The sequence below is a fragment of the Streptomyces geranii genome (genome assembly GCF_002954775.1).
GTDB classification, from domain to species: Bacteria; Actinomycetota; Actinomycetes; order Streptomycetales; family Streptomycetaceae; genus Streptomyces; species Streptomyces geranii.
This window is the reverse complement of record NZ_PJME01000008.1, coordinates 231,669-250,342: the sequence shown is the minus strand read 5'-3', so window position 1 is coordinate 250,342 and position 18,674 is coordinate 231,669. Positions and strand designations below refer to the sequence as shown.

The 18,674-nt window shown below is 62.1% G+C and carries 15 protein-coding genes and 2 pseudogenes; 5 read left to right on the top strand and 12 right to left on the bottom strand.

Translation table 11 applies throughout. From position 1 onward, the window contains the following. The gene (locus CW359_RS14915) at window positions 1–1,245 is read left to right on the top strand and encodes an McrC family protein (protein WP_232838396.1); all 1,245 of its coding nucleotides are present in this window, start codon (window positions 1–3) and stop codon (window positions 1,243–1,245) included. Here the strand turns inward: CW359_RS14915 and CW359_RS14910 are convergent. The 3 genes and pseudogenes from CW359_RS14910 to CW359_RS14900 all read right to left on the bottom strand — a co-directional run bounded on the left by CW359_RS14910 (window position 1,235) and on the right by CW359_RS14900 (window position 4,661). Next, window positions 1,235–3,106, bottom strand: a complete 1,872-nt coding sequence (locus tag CW359_RS14910) for a copper resistance CopC/CopD family protein (protein ID WP_105970465.1) — start codon at window positions 3,104–3,106, stop codon at window positions 1,235–1,237. The two genes, CW359_RS14915 and CW359_RS14910, sit on opposite strands and share 11 nt — an antisense overlap. A gap of 238 nt (window positions 3,107–3,344) precedes the next feature. Next, window positions 3,345–4,164 (bottom strand): annotated as a pseudogene (locus CW359_RS14905) (SDR family NAD(P)-dependent oxidoreductase). Next, window positions 4,161–4,661, bottom strand: coding sequence for a cupin domain-containing protein (locus CW359_RS14900; protein WP_105970404.1), 501 nt, complete (start codon window positions 4,659–4,661; stop codon window positions 4,161–4,163). The pseudogene CW359_RS14905 and the gene CW359_RS14900 overlap by 4 nt, the downstream one beginning before the upstream one ends. A 167-nt stretch (window positions 4,662–4,828) precedes the next feature. Between CW359_RS14900 and CW359_RS14895 the strand changes: the two are divergent. After that, a pseudogene (locus CW359_RS14895) lies at window positions 4,829–4,930 on the top strand (HhH-GPD-type base excision DNA repair protein); the annotation flags it as partial. Between the two features lie 330 nt (window positions 4,931–5,260). On the opposite strand, the gene CW359_RS14890 reads toward CW359_RS14895, so the two are convergent. The 3 genes from CW359_RS14890 to CW359_RS14880 all read right to left on the bottom strand — a co-directional run bounded on the left by CW359_RS14890 (window position 5,261) and on the right by CW359_RS14880 (window position 11,738). Beyond that, complete coding sequence (locus CW359_RS14890) at window positions 5,261–9,712, bottom strand: NACHT domain-containing protein (RefSeq protein ID WP_105970464.1); 4,452 nt, start codon at window positions 9,710–9,712, stop codon at window positions 5,261–5,263. A gap of 134 nt (window positions 9,713–9,846) precedes the next feature. After that, entirely contained in the window at window positions 9,847–10,575 is a 729-nt protein-coding gene (locus CW359_RS14885) for a 5-formyltetrahydrofolate cyclo-ligase (protein WP_105970403.1), read from the bottom strand. An 11-nt stretch (window positions 10,576–10,586) separates the two neighbouring features. Further along, a complete protein-coding gene (locus tag CW359_RS14880; RefSeq protein ID WP_105970463.1) occupies window positions 10,587–11,738 on the bottom strand; it encodes a helix-turn-helix transcriptional regulator in 1,152 nt (383 codons plus the stop codon). 222 nt (window positions 11,739–11,960) lie between these two features. On the opposite strand from CW359_RS14880, the gene CW359_RS14875 reads away from it, so the two are divergent. From CW359_RS14875 to CW359_RS45245, 3 genes are all read left to right on the top strand, one after another. Further along, window positions 11,961–12,308, top strand: coding sequence for a hypothetical protein (locus CW359_RS14875; RefSeq protein ID WP_105970402.1), 348 nt, complete (start codon window positions 11,961–11,963; stop codon window positions 12,306–12,308). Further along, on the top strand, window positions 12,305–12,919 hold the full coding sequence (locus CW359_RS14870) for an ATP-binding protein (RefSeq protein ID WP_105970401.1): 615 nt from the start codon (window positions 12,305–12,307) through the stop codon (window positions 12,917–12,919). Before CW359_RS14875 ends, CW359_RS14870 begins: the two co-directional genes overlap by 4 nt. A gap of 375 nt (window positions 12,920–13,294) precedes the next feature. Further along, window positions 13,295–13,711, top strand: a complete 417-nt coding sequence (locus tag CW359_RS45245) for a hypothetical protein (protein ID WP_157968542.1) — start codon at window positions 13,295–13,297, stop codon at window positions 13,709–13,711. Between the two features lie 83 nt (window positions 13,712–13,794). Here the strand turns inward: CW359_RS45245 and CW359_RS47555 are convergent, their stop codons facing one another. The 6 genes from CW359_RS47555 to CW359_RS14845 form a co-directional block, all read right to left on the bottom strand. Then, a complete protein-coding gene (locus CW359_RS47555; RefSeq protein WP_105970400.1) occupies window positions 13,795–15,201 on the bottom strand; it encodes a tyrosine-type recombinase/integrase in 1,407 nt (468 codons plus the stop codon). Beyond that, window positions 15,201–15,419 carry a helix-turn-helix domain-containing protein gene (locus CW359_RS14860; protein ID WP_105970399.1) on the bottom strand — a complete coding sequence of 73 codons (219 nt, stop codon included), beginning with the start codon at window positions 15,417–15,419 and terminating at the stop codon, window positions 15,201–15,203. The genes CW359_RS47555 and CW359_RS14860 overlap by 1 nt, the downstream gene beginning before the upstream one ends. A gap of 219 nt (window positions 15,420–15,638) precedes the next feature. After that, on the bottom strand, window positions 15,639–15,947 hold the full coding sequence (locus tag CW359_RS14855; RefSeq protein ID WP_105970398.1) for a hypothetical protein: 309 nt from the start codon (window positions 15,945–15,947) through the stop codon (window positions 15,639–15,641). Beyond that, complete coding sequence (locus tag CW359_RS14850) at window positions 15,935–18,199, bottom strand: type IV secretory system conjugative DNA transfer family protein (protein ID WP_157968540.1); 2,265 nt, start codon at window positions 18,197–18,199, stop codon at window positions 15,935–15,937. The genes CW359_RS14855 and CW359_RS14850 overlap by 13 nt, the downstream gene beginning before the upstream one ends. Window positions 18,200–18,252: 53 nt before the next feature. Further along, window positions 18,253–18,390 carry a hypothetical protein gene (locus tag CW359_RS45240; RefSeq protein ID WP_157968539.1) on the bottom strand — a complete coding sequence of 46 codons (138 nt, stop codon included), beginning with the start codon at window positions 18,388–18,390 and terminating at the stop codon, window positions 18,253–18,255. Between the two features lie 17 nt (window positions 18,391–18,407). Further along, window positions 18,408–18,674, bottom strand: a complete 267-nt coding sequence (locus tag CW359_RS14845; RefSeq protein ID WP_105970396.1) for a hypothetical protein — start codon at window positions 18,672–18,674, stop codon at window positions 18,408–18,410.

Genomic DNA, 18,674 nt, shown 5'->3' with positions numbered 1-18,674 from the left:
GTGGCCGCCGCAGTCACCCCCATCTCCCCTGTCTCCCCCATCTCTCCCATCTCCCTCACCGAGACCGGCAAGGGCGTCCAAGTCGCCCTGCACCCCGCCCAGATAGCCACCCTCGCCGCCCGCCCCGACCTCGTACGGCTCACCCCGGCACCCGGTCCCGGCGGACTCTGGCGGGTCTCGGGCCGGCAGCGCGTCGGCCTGGTCCGCCTCGGGCGCGGTGACGGGGCGGTCGAACTCCGGATCCGGCCCAAACTCCCCGTCTCCCAGCTGCTGTTCCTCCTCACCCACACCCCGGGCGACCCCTGGCAGGACCAGCAGGTCACCGCGTCCGCGTCCGACGACACCCTGCTCCCGGCCCTCGCCGACGCCTACGCCCGCGCCGCCCGCCGCGCCCTCGACCCCGGCGTCCTGCACGGCTACCGCGTCACCGACGACGAACTCCCCGTCGTACGCGGCCGGATCCGCGCCGCCGACCAGTTGCGCCGGACGGGACTGCCGCTCCCCGTGGCCGTCCGCTACGACGACTTCACGGCCGACATCGCGGAGAACCGCGTCCTGCTGGCCGCGCTGCACCGCCTGGAACGCCTCCCCGGAGTCCCGGAGCCGACCCGCCGCACCCTGCGCCACCTGGCCGGACGCCTCCCCGAGGTCACCCCGCTGCGCCCCGGCACCCCGCTCCCCGTCTGGACGCCGACCCGCCTCAACTCCCGTTACGCGCCCGCCCTGCGCCTGGCGGAACTGGTCCTCACCGACCGCAGCATGTCCCCGCACGCAGGCGCGGCCCCCGTGACAACCGACGGGTTCGTCCTCGACCTGGCCCGGGTCTTCGAACGGTTCCTCACCGACACCCTGACCGCCGCGCTCCGCCCCCACGGCATACGCGTCGCCCGCCAGGACCGGCGCCACCACCTCGACGTCGGCGCACGCGTCCGGATCATCCCGGACCTGGTCCTCTACCGCGCCGGAGTCCCGCTCACCGTCGTGGACGCCAAGTACCGCGACCTCGGCGCCGACCCGCCGCCCCACGAGCACCTGTACCAACTGCTCAGCTACTGCACGGCGTTGGCGCTCCCGCACGGCCACCTCGTCTACGCGGCCCAGCGCGGCGACGCCCCCGTCCCGCACCCGATCCGCAACGCCGGCATCACCCTGACCAGCCACGCCGTGGACCTGGCCCGCCCACCGGCGGAGATCCTGGCGTCGGTCACCGCCCTCGCCGGGCACCTCTCCCGGGTCAGGGCCTGATCTCCACCTTCCGCTCCACGCTCACCTGGTCGACGTCCGAGGTGCGGATGGTCACCTTCATGGTCCAGGTCCCGGCGATGGGCAGCTGGAAGGCGTTGGCGCCCCAGTAGCCGCCCTGGTCGGTGACGTCGGCGTTGAGCGGGCCGATGTCCTTGCTGGGCAGGGAGAAGGAGATCCGGAGTTCCGGGACGATCGCGAAACCGTCGTCGGGCCCGAACACCACGGCCTGCACACTGTTCTCGCCGACCCGGGCCGGTTCGAGGGTCACCTGCACCTTGCCGTGCCCGCCGGGCGTGCCGACGTCGAAGGGGATCGTCGTCGTGGACGCGCTGATCACCCCGGGCACGGGCGCGTCCTTGGCGGCCTCCGCCGCCTCGGCCGCGGCCCGTCCGGGCAGGGTGGCCGTGAGAATCGTCGTGATCACCAACACCGCGACCCCGACGGCCACTTCGACCAGCACGGAGCCACGCAGCCGACGCCGGTAGGCGTCGGAAGAACTCTCCGGGCGTACGTCGTCGGAGGCCCCGCCGCCGGAAGCGTCACCGTCGCCCGCACCCACCGCGGCCGTCACCGTCGACGTTGCTGTCGCCGTTCCCGCCGCCGGAGCGCCCACGGTCTCCGGCACCCGTTCGGCAACCTCCGCCTCCGCCCCCTTCGCTTCCTGCTTCTTCTCCGCCTCGGCCGTCTCCGGCACCAGCAGCCGTGCCGTCCAGCGGCGCGAGAACCCGGCCGCCGCCAGCAGCGCCAGCACCGCGACCAGCTTGGCGATCAGGATGCGGCCGTACGACGTGTCGGTGAAGGCGTCCCAGGAGCCGAGGCCGCGCCAGGACTGGTAGACGCCGGTGACCGTCAGGACGGTCACGGAGGCGAAGGCCAGCTTGGAGAAGCGGGCGACGGCGGACTCGGGGAGCGGCTCCGCCGCCTGGAGGCAGGCGAGCAGGGCCGCGAGGCCGCCGAGCCAGGCCGCCATGCCGAGCAGATGCAGCACCGAGGAGGTCATCGCCACCGGCACCTGGATACCGGCCGACGCGTGCTCGGCGGCGGCCCAGGTCAGCGTGAGGCCGAGGGTGAGCACGCCACCGGCGGCGAACAGAACCGGCTTCCCGCCCGCTGTCCCGCTCTCGCCGTCGCTCGCACTGCGGCGGGCGACGACCTTGAGGAGTACGGCCGTCAGGGCCAGCAGGACGATCCGGGCGAGGAGCGCCTCGCCGGGCCTGCTGGTCGCGGTCCGTTCCAGGGTCGCCAGGTCGAAGGCGGCGGTCGGGGCGGTGCCCGCCTCGTACGGGCCGCGCAGCAGCAGCAGGGCGAGCGTGGCGCCGAGGAGGATCCACCAGCCCGTCAGGACCAGCTTGCGCAGCGGGTCCGTACTGGACGGCCGGCAGACCAGCACGAAGACGACCGTGCCGACGAGCAACGCCAGTGCCGCGTACGCCAGATAGCGGACGATGTCGTAGAGGGCGCTGGTGGCCGCGTTCTCGGTGGGGCCGGTGTCGATGGCGGCCGGGGTCGCCGAGGGCTCGCCGATGGAGAAGGTGAAGGCGCCCGAGATGGGGTGGCTGTCCGCCGAGACGACCCGCCAGGCCACGGTGAACGTGCCCTCGCCGAGCCCGGCGGGCAGACTCACGCGCACCGCGTCGGAACGCCCCTTCACATGCTCGGCCTCGCCGGTGCTCACGCGTCGGCTGTCGGGGTCGAACAGGCGGAAGGAGTCGTCGAGCAGACCGACGGACTCGGTGAAGCTCAGGGTGACCTGCCGGGGCGCGGACTCCAGGACGCTGCCGTCCCGGGGGTCGGTGTCCTTGAGCGCGGCGTGCGCGGAGGCGGTACCGGCCCCGCCGACGAGGACGAACAGGACCAGCATGGCACCGAGCAGCGCCACCCGTTGAAGCCCCCGGGCCCCCCTGAACCCCCCGAGTCCCCGGATCACCCCTCTGCCGACGCCTGGCTGTTCGCCTCCCGCGGCTCGTCGGTCATCGCGCCCTTCGCTCCGTAGTCGGCCCACGTACCTTCTCCGTCTTCGGGACTTTTCGGCTCTCGTATACGTACGGACGATCCTGACGCCCCGCTCACCGCCCCGGCGAAGGGTTTCACCGTGGTCTTCACCACGTGGGACGCGCCGACATCCCCCCCGTCCACGACCAGGTCGTGCCCGCTGACCCAGGAGGCGAGCGGCGAGGCCAGGAACACACACGCGTCGCCGATGTCCTCCGGCCGCCCCAACCGCCGTACGGGCACCGCCTGTTGCCACCGCCGCACCCCGTCGGGCCAGTCGTCGGCCAACCCTTCTCGGTCGACGAGCCCGGGCGAGACGGTGTTGACGCGGATGCCGTACGGCCCGTATTCGAGCGCCGCCGACCGGGCGTGCATGACGACGGCCGCCTTGGCGGCGCAGTAGTGGGCGTGGCCGGGAGCCGGGCGCGCGGCCTCGATGGAGGCGATGTGGGTGACACTCCCCCCGCCCTCCTGTCCCCGCATGACCTCCGCCGCGGCCTGCGTACAGGCGAAGACGCCGAGGAGGTTGGTGTCGACGACGGCCCGCCAGTCCGCGACCGTCATCCCGGCCAGTTCCTGCACCGGCTGTACGCCCGCGTTGTTGACCAGCGCGTCCAGCCGCCCGCCGCCCCACTCGGCGGCCTCCAGCACCACGCGCCGGCAGTCGTCCTCGACGGTGAGATCGCCGCGCAGTACGACGGCCCGGCCGCCCGATCCCTCGATCCGCTCGACCACGTCCCGGGCGCCCTCGTCGGAGGTCCGGCAGTGCACGGCGACGGCGGCCCCCGCCGCCGCGAACCGCGTCGCGATCCCGCGCCCGATGCCGCCACCGGCCCCGGTGACGAGGGCGACCCGGCCTGCCAAAAGGCTTGAAAGGTTCGAGGGGTTCGAGGGGTTCGAGGGGTTCGAGGGGTTCGAAAGGTTCATGGGCGACACAGTTCCCCGATCCGGGCCGCCTCCGCCGGATAACGCGCGGCCAGTCCGGCGGCGTCCCCGTGCTCGTACCCCTCGTACGTGAACCCGGGCGCCATCGTGCACCCGAAAAGCGTCCACGCACCGCCCGCGACGACCCGCCCGCCCATCCAGGTCCCGGCGGGCACGGTGAACTGGAGCTCCTGCCCCCGCAGAACACCCGGCCCGAGCACCACCGCCCGCGAACTCCCGTCCGGGGCGAGGAGCAGCAGCTCCAGCGGGTCGCCGAGGTAGAAGTGCCAGATCTCGTCGGACGGCAGCCGGTGCAGGGCGGAGAAGTCGCCGGGCGCGGAGGTCAGCAGCGCGACGATCGCCGACCCCTCCGGCCGCCCGTCGGCCCGCTCGGGCCCGGCCCAGGTGCGCCGGAACAGCCCGCCCTCACGCGGGATGGGCTCCAGGCCGTAGTGGGCGATCAGGTCGGCGGGGGTGGGGTTTCCCGGGGTGGAGGTCACCCGGGGAAAACTACCTCCCGGCGAGAACGCCGACGGCTGCTTCTGGCTCTTCGGTACGTCCCTGACCAGCCCGTACGTATACCTCTGACCGTCGTACGAGTCGCCCGGCCCCGCCGCGGAGCCATGCCCCACACGCGGCCGGGCGACCGCCGAGGCATGATCGACCCATGGACGTCACTCTCCACCTCGCCCAGGACCCCGAGGCCGACGCGCTCCTCGGCCGCAGCGCGCTCGCCGCGCTGACCGGCATGCTGCTTGACCAGCACATTCGGATACGAGGTGGTGCGGACAGGGGTAAGTCTACCGCCTGAGAGGGCCCGTGGGCAGTCCCTCGGAGGACGCAACGTCGCAGGTCAGAGCAGGTTTCGAGGGACGATCGGCCGTCCGTACTGGCCGGGGCGAGAGGTGGCGGTCCGGCGGTCGCTCTCGGAGCCAACCAACGCGAAGAACGCCCGATCCAACCGACAGACCGAGCGCTCTTGAACGCGAGTTCTTGGGCTACCTAGGCCGACGCTGAGCCAACACCGGGATAGCGGCGACAATCTGTGGCACCAGGTCAACACACCAACCTGGACAGGTGAAGGTGGTTGGGTGCAGTGCTACCGCTCGGACTTCTCCACAAGCTCTGCAACGCCAAAGGCACCGACAAGTAGCAGCTGATCCAATAGATCAAGGACCTGTCCACGGCTTGCACTCGATGTAGCTTGCGCGTAGGCCCGAACCAGCAGCTCACCAACATGCCGAGCATCGGCTGCTGCACGGTTCTGAATGTTTCCGGATGCCCCTCCGTGGACCTCAATGAACCGGCGGGCACACTCCAAGGCCAAGTCATCGACGCGGTCAGGTGCGTGCTCAAGAGTGATGAGCAGTTGCGGTAGAGCTTCCTCGAAGGAGGAAGACTCAATTAGTGCTTTCAGAGAGACCTTCAGGGGGCGTAGGCGCTCACCACGTACAACCGATGGGAACTCAGCGATGGCCTTGCGTACGCCCTCCTCAGAGTCGTCAATAAATTGCACGAAGGCTCGCCGAGTGATGGTAGTATCGGTCGCTTTAGACAGCCCTTGAGCACAAGCCCCGGCAGCTCCAATACGACTGGCCGCATCCTCACCTGAGAGTACCGAATCCAAGAGCCTTGCCAAGCTCCACTGCATCGCAGCCAGTGCAGCCAATTGCCCACCGCACTGCCGTGTCTCGTAGCTGTCCGATTGCAACATGCGTTCAATCACGGGCTTCGCTACGTCAGGGTTCTCAAAACCAATGTGCGCGATAAGCCGTACCACGTGATACGTAGCAAGTAGTTCATCGTCTGCGTCAATGAGCCGAGTGAAGGCTTGCAAAGCCTGAGGACGAGCATGGCGCATGGAGGCGTGAATCACGCGTGCGACACAAGAGCGCACGGTGACAGCGGGATCCTCAGCCATCGTTTCGAGTACTGGAACAACCAATGCTGTTCTAGAGCCATCCGCATCGTAGATGAGTAGGTCGCCCAGGATCTCTGCCGCACTTCCGCGCGAAGAATTAATCCCCGACGTATACAGGTCTCGCCCCCGCGTGTGCTCTTGATTAGCAGTCTGGACAGTCAAGCTACCGTCAACCGGATCAGCAGCACCGGTTGCACGGTCAACAATAAGTTGAACGATATCTTGAGGAACCGTCTTGAGATACTTTTGGATGGCAGATCCCAGCCATCGATTGTTTGCCTCGTGTCCGAGGGAAGCAATATGGCGGACAGCTTCAAATACCGACGTAGGATCAGCGAGAGATTCGGCATCTCCTAGTCCCATGAGAAGTGCATCACCATAGGCAGGATGGACATTCTCATCAAACTGGAGAGCGAGTTGAGCGAATCTTTCAGGGTCACTCTTCACTTGTTCGCGGAGTACATGGGACTGCTCGTAAGCACCACCGGTGTGATTCTGCCAGTTTGTTCTTTCTGAGTTATGTTTTGCGATGGCGCCTAGCCACTGTTCATCGTTCATGCGCTCAGAGGCAGCTTGATTAATGGGAGCGCCGATAGCACCACCTGTTATGCCTTGCGGCGCCGCTGGCTGATCACAATTAAACTTCCTGCGTAGTTCTCCGAGTCTACGGCGCCCTTGCTCAGATAGTCGATCTTCTTGCATCGCTGAAAGCAGATTGAAGGGATACCAGCCCGTCGGCTTAGACTCCCATGGAAACCGAACCGCTAGGATCGCCGCTTCGAGTCTCGAAAATGCCTCGTCCGACATGAACTGACTCGTGCTCTGGATTAGTTCCCGTGTTTTCCATACAGCATTTGCCGCATAGTACCCACTAATGAGTCGACGGGTTCCCTGAAGTAGAAGCTCGGCTGACCAATCTGCGTATTGGCTGCCCGCCGCCCTCAATGCTTCATAGAGAAGCCACTGCGCCGTGTCGTGAGAGTCTGAGGCGAGGTTTTCAAGGATGGTCCGGGCCGACGCGGCATCCCTCTCGACAATGAGGCGAAGCGCTGTAGCAGCTCCTGCCAGAAGGGCATCTTCAAGTTCATGGCTTCTTGTTCCTGGATGACGTTGGGAGAAATGTCGATCTCTAGCGGGACGGTCCTCGCCGTTCTCATAAGCTGTCGCAGCCATTACTTGCAGCATGTACGGGATTAGACGTTCACAGAAAATTTCGGGTGCGCCAACTGCCGCGATCTGCACTAGCCGGATTACGGAGTAGTCACGGTCAAGTAGCGTCTCAACTTTTCCGTTGTCATCCACGGCCATTGCATCAGGTCGATCGACAAGGTGAGCGGCCAACAACTCCACTACCCACCCTGGCTCATGTTTGCCGAGGTCGTGAGCTGATAGCCACAGCTCATCCGTCCTTGCTGCATAGTGACCGCTCCTCACTGCATCGAGAAGCAGTTCAAATAGCGGGCGACTACGGTATAGGTCAGAGAATCGGGTCACCCAAAGAAGACGCTGCGGATGCTCAGGTGCTGCTTTGTCTGCATCAAGGATTACTGCTAGACGATCGGGGTTGGTTTTCGCGGCGCCAACCATAATGTCAATGGCTCGCCCTTGGGCTGCTTCGTCAGGCCCAGCCAGCCACTCTTCGATTACGCCTTCAGCATCAAGGCGCCCAAACCATCCTGCGGTTTGGAGAGAGCGCCACAAACGCTCATCAAAAGTCGGATCCGAATCCTGGACACTTGCCACCATCTCCCACTCACGGGCCGATGGGTTCGACAAGGAGCCAATAATTTTGAGAGCCACATCCTTGATGTGAAACCGAATCTCAGAACTTGTTAGTAGAGCCTCCACCTCGACAGCAAAGCGGTCTGGCTCAAGTTCTCGTAGATGGTTCATGATCTGGCGAACTTGTGCCCGACGGAAGAGTTCTTGTTCTCCGCCCAACAAGAACGTTACGAGTGACTCACCGCGCTCGATCCAACCGCGGGCAAAGGCGTAGTCAAAGAAGCTTTCATGGAAGAACGCGATCTGCTGGCCATCACGAACAAGTACATGCTCTGAAACCAGGACTCCCGCATCATCAGCCAGATCATCGGCGTCAAGAGCAGTAATCGGGACAGAGAGTCGCTGTCTCGAACTGATGGCCTCAGCAAGGGTCGAGATGACCTTGTTAAAGCGAACTGCATCACGCCTCTGACGGCAGTCCGTCAGCTTGCGCTGCCAGAAGGCGTCGAAGAGATTCTTCGAGGTTTGAAATGCCATGGCGTCTTCGTCGCCGGCGATGCTCTTCAACAGTACAAGATTCAGCGGAGAGCACAGCAGTTTCTTTTGATGGTCAGTTAGAGCGTTCGCGTCCAACCCCATTGCGCGAACCGACTCTGCGACCTGCTCGTCGGAAAGCTCCCCAACCTCGACATGCGCACAATTCTTAGCATCGACGAGTTCGCGGATGCGGTAGTCGTTCTCGACATCAAATTTCCGGCAAGCGAGAATAACTGTCATTGCAGGAAATGCTGACGCTTCGCGCACCAAGCTCGCAACGGCGTCGAAGTTCCTCGGCATTCTTCCTGAAGCCAGACTCACCGCATCCAGCTGGTCCACGACCATGACACTGGGACGCTCCCCAGCAACCGCAGCGAGCGCGGTGACGGGCGAAACACCGAGGCCAATCCTTGCCCCGAGTTCGGTCGTAGAAGAGAAGGGTTCAAGACGGTCAAGCCGGAAAGCTAGAAGCGGCACCGAATCCGCATCAAGAGATTCGTAGACCTGATGAAGCGTGGCGCTCTTCCCACCACCTCCATGCCCCATCAACAGGAGAAGTTGATCCGCTCCATTGACCAGCTCTACTAGCTGGGTCGTTTCAGGGCGTTCGATGGTGGGCTGAAGGAGCTCTCGCTCAACGCTCGAACTCCAACCCTTGGAAACCGAGCTAACCTGCTCGGCGATTCCATTGATGTTAACAAGCCGGGACCGGCTCAGCCCATAGGTGCCCAGGCGGGCCTCAATTGCTGGGACGTCAAGCGTTACGCCAAGGGCATTCTGAACCAAGTCGCCCAAGCCAACTGCCGCCAGGTTTCCGGCCGCACCTTCCAAGAACAGCCCGGCAAGCGCTCCGTTCATATTCACAATATCTTGCTCATCAGGCCAAGAAATCCAGAAGCCTCGCAGCATCTCCCATGCCGTCTCCGAAGATTCAAAAATCTCAGAAGAGGCGAGGTCATCGAAAGGGTCCCTGAGCCCCTCCGTTAGCCAATGGTTAATAAAATTCTCATGACTGCCTGAACGTCTTGCGCGATCGGCAAGCTCCTGGAGGGAGTTGGCAGGCAACAGGGAAACGAAGTGGAACTGACGTCCATCTTCGACGTGCGAACGAACGTTCTCCCAGATCCCTTTGCTATGAAGGGACTTGACAGTCCAAGTGTTTGCACTGCCGTTCTGTCGCTTCAGTTGGTGCACTTCTACGGTATCGCCATGGCAATAGGTGAACTCGGCTCCCTGCCCCAAATCATCGATATCCTCGACCGTTACAGACTGACCCGTGCCTCGAAGCACGTAAAGAAGATGCCGGATCGTCCAGGCACCTTCATAGCGATTGCCAAACTTGTCAGCCTCACCTCCCGGTCGAGGACTCATGAAACCCTCCGTTTCTGATGTGAATTATCCGCAATGTTATTCATTAGCAAGTGTGGGAGCCACATACCGGCCCCCACTTCCCTTGCCACCATTCTACTACTTATTGTCGTTTTGTTGCCACGCTAAGTAGCGGATCATTTGGTTCGTCCAGTTGCGGCAAGCGCAGCCAGAACCGGGATGGCCGCGATCTTCTCGGCGGTGAGGTCCTCCCAGACCAGACCGCTCGGTCGCCGGGGGTTGGGGCAGGGGATCACCTCGTCGGGGGTGACGATGTAGTCCACGGAGAAATCGTGCATCGTCTCCGGGATCTCGTCCTCGATGACCTGAAGCTGATGCACCGGCGCGACGATCACCGTCTTCTCGGTGATCAGGCCGGCTTCAATGAGAAGCGCGACTTCAAGGTCGGAGTACCCAGCACCTTTACCGATCCGGACACCAGAGCGGTTCACCGCGACACTGCCGCAGACCACGATGTCGATAGGTCGCACCTCATCTGCGCCAACTTGAGTGGCAACCTGAGCCGCACCCTTCTTCTCGGCCGCCTCCTCTGGCGAGATGGTCAGCGTCTCGGGGTCGAGCAGGTAGAACGGCTTGGGACTGGCCATCCTCGGCACAGCCATGTAGACGCGCTTCCCATCCTTCAAGGCGCGGATGCGTACAGGAAGCTGTGCCCAATCCGGGTTGGCCTTGACGGTTGATGCCTGCTGCCACTCATCCAGACCGGCAAGTCGTTCTGCGGTCGCCTCTGCACCGTAGAAGCCTGGGATCTTGCCGTAAGAGTCTTCCGGAGCACCGCCGCCGTCGATCAGTCGACGCCATACCCGCTCACGTACGGCCTGCTTGGCCTGGTCGATCTCTTTCACGCCCCACCTGTCTACATCAGGGCGAGCAAGCGATCGTTGATCTCCTGCGCCCACGGCTCTGCTCTCCACTGCCGCAGCTCACGTCCGGCAGAGAACGCCAGATTAAGACCACCTCCGCCACGAGTCAGCTCGACGGCATCAATCGTTCGGTGCATGGTCGCGGCTGCTTCGTCGAGCTTCCCTTGACGGATGAGCGCCAAGGTCAGGTTGCCGAGGGCGATGGCCTGGCTCTTCTTCTTGGAGGCCAGCGCCCGTGAAGTGGTGCGCAGGATGGGTTCGGCTCGCTCGGGGAGACCGAGGAAGAGATAGCAGGAGCCGGTGAGGCGGTTGAACTCATTGAGCGTGTAGAACGGCGCTGCCAGGTCATCCGCATGTACGCGGTCGAACTGAGCCTCCGCCTTCCTGAGTGCATCCTCACACTCCTTGAGAGCACCGGTCATGGCGTGCCCCTCGGCCACATGTAGAAGGCTGAGACCAGTGAGCGAGGGACTGACCAACCTGGCCGCCTCGACTGCCCGCTCGGCGAGCATCACTCCTCGTGCAGCGTTCTTCTCGCCGTACAGCGCAACAAAGCTCATCCGGAGGGTGGCGTACGACTCGGTAGACGGATCTCGGGCATGTCTTGCCGCAGTGACGGCTTCCTCGAAGTACCCAAGGGGTGCGGCATGGTCACGGCGCTGGCTGACGTCCCAGACCAACTGCCCCATGAACGTTGCCGAATCGGCCTCAACCTCGTACAGGGCCCGGCGTACCCGAGGGTTCCCGGCGTTCTCCCGGAGGAAGCAGACCTGCCCATGCAGTTGACCGGCCGTACCAAGCAGGCTTGTTGAGGACTCTTGGTCGTAGGACTCATCCAACTGCCGCAGCCGCTCGTGGAGGTAGGCAACCACCATCAGGTCAGCGGAGCCTGGATGCTCCAGGGCATAGCTCATCCGCTCACTGGGGCTGGTGTCCATGACGGTGATGTCATCCAGGAGCGCCTGAAGTTCTTCGCTACCGACCTTGAGCGCCCGCGCCAGTTTTGGCCGTATATACGCTTGAGGCTCGGTCTCGGCACTCTCCCAGCGACCTACCGTTGACCGCTCGACGCCTAGATACTGGGCCAGGCTCTCTTGCGTGAAGCCTGCCGCCTTGCGCCGCCCGGCGAAACGTATGCGCTTCATGCCATCGCCCATCCCTCCGGTTACGGGGCGAGTTACTACCGTAGCGGCACGTAGACCATCTGTGCAGGCCAGACCGCCCAATGCAGCACCGATGCGTCATTCGTGCGGCACGTTTGCTGTGGTGTTTGCCCAGGTCAAACCGCTTCTCTGGCGGGTAGGTTGACGGGCAGTCGGAGCCCCGTGCCACTGCCCGTCAACCGTTCCAACCCCCCGGAGGAACGGATGACCCCCGTCATGTTCGGTTACATGCGGCAGCTCGTACACGAAGAGGACAAGGACGAAAACCAGGCAATCAAACTGGAGTTGGCAGCACACGCCAGGCGAGAGGGCTTCACGCTGGAGCGGCTGTTCATCGAACGGCTCCGCGTCGACGAGGAGTCAGCGTTCTTCGCTCTGGTTGACGCTCTCAAGACCACCGACGTCAAGCACGTCATCGTGCCCAGCCTCTGGCACTTCGCTCGTCTCCCTGGTCTGCAAGCAGCCATGCGCGACCACATCGAGCGCGAGATTGGCGCTCGTCTCTGGGTGGTGCAGGGTGCCGCCGTGCAGCAGAGGAGTACCGCGTCATGAGCGCTGACACGGTTCACCCGATTCCACTGCTGAACGCCTCTCTCCGGTTGGTTGCCGTACCTACCGTTGTCGGCTGCTCCCGGTTGTTCGTCACGCACCACCTGACCAACTGGGGCTACAAGGAGCAGATCGAGACCGCGACGCTCATCATGAGCGAGCTCGTCACCAATGCCGTGAAGGCCAGCGGCATCATCGACCCGGACGTAAAGCCCTGGCACATCAAGCCGGAGCACGTCATCGGAATTCAGATGCGAGCCCTCGGAGCCGGCCTCTACATCGAGGTCTGGGACAGAACAGATGATGCACCTGCGCGGAAGAACCCTGACCTCCAAGCTGAGAGTGGGCGCGGGTTGGTTCTGGTCGAGGCGCTGACTGAGTGCTGGGGTGTCTACCGTCCCAGGGCAGGCGGGAAGATCGTCTGGGCAGAACTCCCCCTCGATGCTCCGGTGGAGCAACCCTCTGGCGAGTGGCACCGACCACTGCTTCTACCCAGCGACCTCCGTGCACGACGAGGGCCTGTTGAGCAGCAGGCGCGCATGTCGCTCTACGAGAGGCTGATGGACACCACGGTCACGGCGTCGGTGGCGAGGAGGGTGAAAGATGTGACTTAAGATTGCCGCTTGCACCGATTAGCATTGCCGAGAGTGTCCCGTACTGAATCGCGGGGCACTCTTTTTCTTCGGTCGTCGCGAAATCGATATCAAAGATGCAGAAATCAAACGGGTGATTGCAGATTTCTTTTTCATTCTGCAGATTTGCTATATACTAAAAGCATTATGCCACACCAAGGACAAAAGACTACGATTCAAGACGACGGCCAGGAGAAGGCCGCCTTTCAGGTAACCTTCACGAACGGGGCGCTCAAAGAGTTGGAGGATTTAGCTGAATACTTTGAGACGGAAGATCTTACGGAAGTGGTAAAGATTGCCATAGGGGTGGTTCAAAAACTTAAAGAGTCGAAACCGCCAACCAGCGAGTCTTAATTTATGCCAGAAGAGCAAAGTGTTCCGCACTCTCGAACCATCTCTCAAGCTTCCCACAGTGATGCTGCAATCCAGCAGAAGATTCAGGACTTTGTAGATAACGAACACTTCAGAGAGCGCATTATCAAAATAATTGATGAACGCACAGACAGCACCGACTTTAGAAATAAGGTCCGCGATTCTTTGAAGGAAGAGCTCGACAACGCATATTCTAGTAACAGGCACGAGGCGTTCCAGACGAAAGTTCAGGAAATTGGGCTTGCGCAATTCAGCAATAGCGACGCGCAGCAGAAGCTCAATCTATACGTTGACGGCCGCATCGAAGCAAAAATGAGGGATAAAGGCTGGAAGAGCCTGACGTTCTGGATACCTACAATCATAGCTGCCGCCGCTGTCATAGTTGCCCTGATCAAAAAATAGCGAAGAAAGGATCCAAACTTGGCTGGGTTTGTTTTTTGCTGAAAGTAGAAATCCGTGAGTTGGCTACCCAGAGAGGTAAACTCTTAGCATTTGACAGCTAAGTTGACAGCAACGATCCCGACCATCCAAGACCTTGTGCGTCTATCCGCGAACACGCGGGCCTCTGTTATCTGGTCCTTCAAGGAGATGGCGGATTGAGCTTTTAAGCAGGGTGTCCTGGGTTCAAGTCCCAGCTGGCCCTCCATGAAAAAACACCGATAAATCGCTACCTGTCGGTGTTTTTTCATGGAAAAAATTCTTGCAAATAGACTTTGACAGCTATTTTGACAGCTACGACTGCTGTCAGCCCCATCCTTAGACGGCTCCGACTCTTCAGTCGGAGCCGTTGTGCTTGGACGTAGGGCGTCTTGCAGGCTCTCTATGGCCTTCTGTTTTAGCTCCATGTTTCCGTGCTGGTAGACCTGCTGAGTTACGGATGGGCTGGAGTGGCCCAGGATGATCTGCGCAGTTCTGACCGGCACACCAAAGTGCTCCAACATGGTGGCCTGTGTGTGGCGAAGGTAGTGGAACACGATCTCGCGCAAGCCGGCCTGCTCACGAAGTCGCCAGAACAACCGCACAAAGTTGCGCGGCTCAAGTGGTGTGCCAACGGTACTCGTGAAGACGAGGTCATGATCGGATGGTTTACGCTCGATTCCGCGGAGCGCTTGAACCAGCTCTTCTACGAGCGGGAGACCTCGACGGCTGGTATCTGTCTTCACTGGCCCAATCAGCAACTCGGTGCCGACTCGCTGAAGCTGCTGTTCTACGTTGAAGGTTCCTCGCTGGAAGTCAATGTCCTGCCAGCGCAACCCAAGGATCTCTCCTCGGCGCATTCCGTAGTACAGCGCGAGTACGAAAGCCGCGTATAACCGATGCCCGCGAGCAACTGCAAGGAATCGAGTAGCTTCCTCGACCGTCCACGGGTCGACCTTGCGTCGCCGCCATTTCGGCAAGACAACAAGACGCGCCACGTTGCGGGTGATGAGTTCTTCGCGCATGGCTCGGGTGAGAGCAGAGCTAAGTACTGTTCGAATCATCTGGACTCGGCGTACAGAAGCGCCGTTCTCATGCTGCTGATTCAAAAAAGTCTGGACGGTCATCACGCCCAGATTCTTTAGGTAGTTCTGCCCGAGCCCAGGCTTAAGGTGGAGCCGCACGATTAGTTCGTACTGCTCATAAGTCTTGGGCCGCATGGTTGGCTTGACTACGGACTCCAGCCAAGCGTCAAGGTAATCCTCCAGACGCCATGCGGCGTCTGGAGATGGAATCCCCTGGTTATGGTTGGCTAGGAGTTCATTGAGATTTGCGCGGGCCTCCGCGCGAGTAGCGCCGTAGACGTAGCGTCTTTTTCTCTCGCCGCTCGTAGTCAGTACCCAAGCGGAGCCGACATACCGGCCGCTCTTGCGGCGGTAGACCGTGCCTTCACCGTTTGTGCTACGGCGAGGCACTAGGCAAATGCCTCCCGCGAGAGTTGACGAATCATGTTCTCAACTGCTTCGGCAGGTATGAGCCTGCGGCGGCCTATCTTGATGGAAACGAGCCGACGTGAGCGGATCAGGTCGTATAGCTTCCACTTGCTAATGCGGAGCCGTCTGTACGCTTCCCGCACGGTCAGTAATTTTGGCGCAAGAGCCGGTCTATGTTCGTCGTCGAGTATGTCTGTCATTTTGTCTTTCATCTTCTGCCCCCTTTCGGCGCACCAAGCGCTTGGCGCGTTATTGGTTATACCGGGTAGTTCGCGATGCCCACATACATAGTCCTACTTTCAGCTGAGGATTGGCTGCAAAGTAGTTGAGCGTTGAGGGTGGCAGAAGTGCGCTTATGGTTGAACTTTATTTTTTATAGCAGAGAATGCCCCATTTCGGCAACATTGATTTTCTGGGATTTAGTTGCGTAGCCGCTCAACAGAAATCATCATCCCCTGCATCCAGACCTTCAGGTCATTCAGCTCGTGCCGTACATGCTGGACACGCTGTTCAAGCTGTGTCTCGACGGTCTGAAGGTGACTTTCGGCTTCGCTACCGGCTTCCTTTTCTAGAGCCATGACGGCCTTCTCGATGTCCCGAGCTGCCAGGTAGATCGCCTCCATGTCACTGCCAATATGACCCCGGCCCTCGTCTGCAATACGAGAGATCCGGTCTGCGGTTCGCTGGGCGTCTGTGCTGCCACTGAGGCCAAACATCACGGGGTCCATTCCTGCGCTCCAAGACTTGGGCGCTTCTTCTCGGGTGCGGGTGGTTCAAGCTCTCGGGTTCTCGTCGCCATCTCGGCGAGCACAAGAACGAGCGGAGTTCCGTAGCGCTGTCTGGAGCGCTGGATGACCTCGCCCGCGAAGGGGTAGCCGGTGAACGGGGCCGGGGTGGTTCCGGTCATTGGGGAGCTGACACCACCGCCGGTCACGAGCTGGGTGATGACCTCGAAGGGCCGGAGGTTCATGAAGTCGTGCTCGCTCACGGAGCGGCCCATGGCCCGAGAGAAGGCGAAGGCGTCGTCAGCGTTGGTCTGGAAGACCACCTTGCTCCGGGCGTTGGCCATGATGGCGCTCTTCATCTCGCGGGAGAGCTGTTCAAGGTGCTGGTGAGCAAGCACCATGCCGAGCCCGAAGCTTCGGGCCTGCGCAAGCATGGTCTCCGGGCTGATCGGGAGCTGTAGGAAGTCCTGGAACTCATCGACGTACAGGAAGCTCGGTTGACGGGATCGACCACTCTTCACGGCCTGCCAGAGAGCATTGATGAGGAGCGTCCCGGTAAGTCGGGCCGTCTCAGCCCCGAGGCCGGCGAGGTTGACCAGCAGAATCTTGTTCTGCTCGATCACCTCGCGCATGGTGAAGCTGGAGTGCGTCTGACCAATGATGTTCCGGATCTCCGGCCGAGAGTTGAGCTGCCAGATGCGGTCGAGCACCGGTTGGATGATGCGCTCTTGCTGTATCCGCGGCGCTTCCTTGAACCGAGCCCAGAAGTTGGCAAGCTCTGTCTCCTTGATCGAGGCGATCAGGTTGTCTCGCCAGCGCACCTCTTCGGGGAGGCGCGGGGCCAGGAGGACGGAGAGGTCAGCGAAGGTCAGGCCGGGACGAGATACCAGCGTCGACAGCCCGTGGTACAGCACCTCTCTGGTGTAGACGTTCCTGCTGTCGCGGTAGAGGTACTCGAAGAGCGAGCCGAGCTGCTCGACGATCGCCCGGGGGTTGGCCTCTGCGAGCACGTTGAAGCCGACCGGCCGTTGTTCCTCGGTGACGTCCAGGACGATGACGTCGTCTATACGGTGCTCGGGCACTGCGGTGAGAGCACCATGGAAGAGGTCTCCCTTGCTCTCCATCACGATGACCCCATGACCGGCCGCGATGTCCTGGGCCACAAGGTTGGTGAGAAGCGTTGTCTTACCGCCACCGGTCGGCCCCAAGATGTGGAGATGCTTCAAGCTGTCCTGCGCGGTAGTCGCAAGCGGCCGTTGCTCGGTGCCTGGAAAGTTGGAGAAGGCGACCACCCGACCACCACGAGCAACGGTGCCGCCTGGTGGAAGTTGTCGAGCATGTCCTTGAGGAAGTCCGGCGACATGTGGTTGCCCGATGGGCCAGGCCAGGAGTCCGGCAAGTTCTGAACTGGTCAGCTGGGCCGGGAAGGCGAGCGGAGTTCGAGCATCACGGATGTCTCGTAGAAGTCGCTCTTGCACTCGCCACCGCGGACGCAGGTGGTTGCTGGCATCTCCGGTGCCAGCGAGGGCGTTCTGAACCAACCCGATCAACTGTCGGGCACGGGTCTCGCTGGTTGCCTTCGCTCCAACTCGGAGCAGGCCAAGGAAGTTGACCTCGGAGAGCTTCCGCTTGAAGCCGTCGGCTTCTTCCTTGCTCGCTGGTGTCGCGCCGGTGAGCAACCAGCCGAGCAGAGAGTTAGGCTTGATCGTCTCGTTCTTCCCGGACGCCGGCCGTTGGGGGCGGGCCGTCGTGATGACCCACTGCATCAAGACCCGCTCGTCGGATGTCAGAGTCTGGATGCTTCCAAGGAGACTGGCGGAGAGCGCAGCAGGATTGAGCACACGGAGCGGTAGCGCCGTCTGAGATGTACCCATCTCTACGGCACCGCTCCAGCTCTCTGACGGTGGCTCATCTGGTGCAACCCGGATGCCTGGTAGAAGAGTCTGGAGCTGTGACTGTATGTAGGCGGCTTGAGATTCGGGGACTCTGATGCGGTGGACGATGCCCCGACTGCTGGCCATCATCTCAAGGGCCATCGAGGGCACCCCGCCGAGCGGAATCTTGCCCATGCGCAGGCTCCCGCTGATCGCGGTCAACCATAGGGAAACCTGCTCGGCCGTAAGGTCGGGCGGGAATTGGAGGGAGAGCACGTCTCGTTGAACATCGCGTTCTGCTTGTCCAGCGAGACGCATCTTGCCCGCTCCTGCTAGTGCCAGTAGTCCAGCGCTGAGGCTGAGAAAAACATCAGTAACCATGTCACTGATTGTGATGATCCCCGCTGAGACCAACGGGCACGAGAAGCTTGCGTTTACCAGCGGGTTTTGCGGTAGAACAGCACGCCAAAGATCGACACGAGCAGCAGGCCGCCACCGATGTACGGCAAGGTTGGTGCCACAACCCACCACACAAATTTGGCGACGACAGCGGCGAGCAGGGCGAGCACCAAGAACTCTCGGACCTTCCTCACGCCGGCCCTCGCGAGTTGGTGTGCTGCTGCATCTCGACGACTGCGGCCCGGTAGGTCGACTCGACCTCGCGCCGAGCGGTCGCCTGCTGGTTGCGGATGGTCTTCCGGCGCAACCGGCGCGCGTCGCCCTGAACCCACTTGATCCAGGCCCAGCAGGCGAGCACGACACCGACGATCACGGCCAGGCCGAGCGGCCACGGAAGACGAGCGATGCTCTGGAAGAGGATGCAGACCAGAAGAACGACCGGAACCACGATGCCCAC